This is a genomic window from Streptomyces sp. NPDC086023 (assembly GCF_044540325.1).
Taxonomy (GTDB): Bacteria; Actinomycetota; Actinomycetes; order Streptomycetales; family Streptomycetaceae; genus Streptomyces.
Map to the genome: position 1 here is coordinate 1 of NZ_JBITRX010000050.1, position 2,938 is coordinate 2,938.

The 2,938-nt window shown below is 72.6% G+C and carries 2 protein-coding genes and 1 pseudogene; 2 read left to right on the top strand and 1 reads right to left on the bottom strand.

Annotated elements, in window-relative coordinates; genetic code table 11:
• A pseudogene (locus ACIF6F_RS37925) lies at positions 1–174 on the bottom strand (amino acid ABC transporter ATP-binding protein); the annotation flags it as partial.
• Between the two features lie 292 nt (positions 175–466).
• On the opposite strand from ACIF6F_RS37925, the gene ACIF6F_RS37930 reads away from it, so the two are divergent.
• Both ACIF6F_RS37930 and ACIF6F_RS37935 read left to right on the top strand, forming a co-directional pair.
• Positions 467–1,183 carry a response regulator transcription factor gene (locus tag ACIF6F_RS37930; RefSeq protein ID WP_399958609.1) on the top strand — a complete coding sequence of 239 codons (717 nt, stop codon included), beginning with the start codon at positions 467–469 and terminating at the stop codon, positions 1,181–1,183.
• A 12-nt stretch (positions 1,184–1,195) separates the two neighbouring features.
• Positions 1,196–2,605, top strand: a complete 1,410-nt coding sequence (locus tag ACIF6F_RS37935) for an ATP-binding protein (protein WP_399958612.1) — start codon at positions 1,196–1,198, stop codon at positions 2,603–2,605.
• Positions 2,606–2,938 lie beyond the last annotated feature (333 nt).

Sequence of the window (2,938 nt, forward strand, 5' to 3'; positions counted from 1 at the left end):
GCCGGAACCGGACGGGCCGATCACGACGACGACCTCACCGCGGGCGATGCTCAGGTTGATGTCCTGGAGCACGTGCAGCGCGCCGAAGTGCTTGTTGACGTTGCTCAGTACGACCAGGTCCTCGCCGGCCGGGGCCGTGTCCTCGGGGCCCTTGGTCACTGATACTCCGCTCATCGGGCTCTTGCTCCGTCCTCCTCGGTTGCAAGGACATTAATGAGCCCGTGAGCGCAGCGTCATCACATCTGAGCGGAAATTGAGCATAACGATAAGGCTTCACCCGGACACAGTGCGTGAAGGGCGGCGTTGTACTCGTACCGGGTGCATAACGGAAGGCGCGCCGCGCCGGAACCCCCTTGACGTGGGCGTCTCCATGGGCGTGGATGCATGGTGGCCACGTGCGCGACCCTGACCATTCACCTGACCACCACCTGCGCGCGACCGGCCCGCGATCCGGAAAGGGGGACCCATGAGACTGCTGCTCGTCGAGGACGACGACCACGTCGCCGCGGCCCTGTCCGCGATCCTGGCCCGGCACGGCTTCCAGGTCACGCACGCCCGGAACGGCGAGGAGGCCCTCCAGGCGCTGCTGCCCGCCGGGGCGCCGCCGTTCGGAGTAGTGCTCCTCGACCTCGGGCTGCCCGACCAGGACGGCTACGAGGTCTGCGGCAAGATCCGCAAGCGCACGTCCATCCCGGTGATCATGGTCACCGCGCGGTCCGACGTACGCTCCCGCATCCATGGTCTGAACCTCGGGGCTGACGACTACGTCGTCAAGCCCTACGACACCGGCGAGCTGCTGGCCCGCATCCACGCCGTCGCGCGGCGCCGCGCGGGTGCCGGCGGGGAGGCGGCCGTCGGCGGGAGGGCTCCCTCCGGCGGGAACGTGGTCAGGCTGGGCCAGGTGGCCGTCGAGCTGGAGACCCGCCGCGTCACCGTCGACGGTGCCGACGTACCCCTGACCCGCAAGGAGTTCGACCTGCTCGCGCTGCTCGCCCAGCGGCCCGGCGTGGTGTTCCGCCGCGAGCAGATCATCAGCGAGGTCTGGCGCACCAGCTGGGAGGGGACCGGCCGCACGCTGGAGGTGCACGTCGCCTCCCTGCGCTCCAAGCTCGGCATGCCCGCGCTGATCGAGACCGTCCGCGGCGTCGGGTACCGCCTGGTCGCCCCGGCGGCCGCCCCCTAGCGGGCCGTACCCGTGCGCACCCGGCTCCTTCCCCTGCTCGTCGTCCTCATGGCGGGCATCCTCATCGCGCTCGGCTTCCCCCTCGGGGCCAGCCTCGCCGCCGCCCGGCAGCAGCGGGTGGTCGTCGACCGGATCGACGACACGGTGCGCTTCGCCGCGCTGGCGCAGTTCGTCAGCAACTCGGCCGACTCCGGGTCCGAGGGCGCCGACGAGCGCCGCGAGACCCTTCAGATGGAACTCGCCCGCTACCACGACCTCTACGGCATCCGGGTCGGCGTCTTCTACCGGGACGACAACGCCATGGCCCGCGCCCCCGGCTGGTGGGCCCTGCCCGAGACCGGCGAGGGGCGGCGCGCCTTCGAGGAGGCGCTGGCCGGCCGGCGCAGCCACGACCCGGCCCAGGTCTGGCCCTGGCAGCACAACGGCCGGCTGGTCGTCGCCTCCCCGGTCGTCCTCGACGGGGACGTCGTCGCCGTGGTCGTGACCGACTCGCCCACCGGCCAGATGCGCTCGCGGATCCTGGCGGGCTGGCTGGTGATCGGCGCCGGACTCGCCGCCGCCATGCTGGTGGCCTTCGGCGCCGCCCTCCGGCTGACCAGCTGGGTGCTCAGGCCCGTACGGATCCTCGACGCCGCCACCCACGACATCGCCACCGGCCGCCTCAACTCCCGGGTGGCCGCCTCGGGCGGACCGCCCGAACTGCGGCGGCTCGCCCGGTCCTTCAACGAGATGGCCGACAACGTCGAGGAAGTGCTGGAACAGCAGCGCGCGTTCGTGGCCGACGCCTCCCACCAGCTGCGCAATCCGCTGGCCGCGCTGCTGCTGCGCATCGAGCTGCTCGCCCTCGAACTGCCCGAGGGCAACGAGGAGATCGCCTCCGTGCGCACCGAGGGCAAGCGGCTCGCGCAGGTGTTGGACGACCTGCTGGACCTGGCCCTGGCCGAGCACGCCTCCGCCGAGATCTCCGTCGTCGACATCGGCGAGCTGGCCGCCGAGCGGGTGGCCGCCTGGCGGCCGCTGGCCGAGGAGAAGGGCGTGCGGCTGACCGAGGGCGGCCGCGGCGCCGTGACCGCCTGGGCCGACCCCATCGCACTGTCCAGCGCGCTCGACGCGGTCATCGACAACGCCCTCAAGTTCACGCCCGCCGGCGAGGAGGTCACGGTCTCGGTGGCCGCCGAGGGGCGTGCGGCGACCGTGGTGGTGGCCGACCGGGGGCCAGGCCTGACGGAGGAGGAGCTCGCGCGGGTGGGCGACCGCTTCTGGCGCAGCGGCCGCCACCAGAACATCAAGGGGTCCGGCCTGGGCCTCGCCATCTCCCGGGCGCTGCTCGCTGCGGGAGGCGGCTCCCTGGCGTACGAGACGAACCCGCCGCATGGGCTTCGGGTGACGGTGTCGGTACCGCGGACGCGGCCTGGGGGGTGAGGGGGCGGTTTGTGAGGGGGCGGTTGTGAGGGCTGGGTCTGCGGGGCTGGGTCTGTGGGGCCGGTTGTGAGGGCTGGGTCTGCGGGGCTGGGTCTGTGGGGCCGGTTGTGAGGGCTGGGTCTGCGGGGCTGGGTCTGTGGGGCCGGTTGTGAGGGCTGGGTCTGTGGGCCCGGTTGTGAGGGCCCGGCCCGCCGAGGCTGCCGGCTGTTCCGTTCGCCGGAGCTTCCGGGTGCCGCTCTGTTCCGCTGGGCCGCCGGAGCCTGCTTTGGGTGGTGGGTCGTGTGGTGTGTGGGTCCCCTCGGTGCTTGACCCGTCGTGGCCTGCAGGCCCAGC

What these genes read in the sequence shown, in the direction of transcription:
- ACIF6F_RS37930 (WP_399958609.1), top strand. Translation starts at nt 467, where the DNA reads ATGAGACTGCTGCTCGTCGAGGACGACGACCACGTCGCCGCGGCCCTG.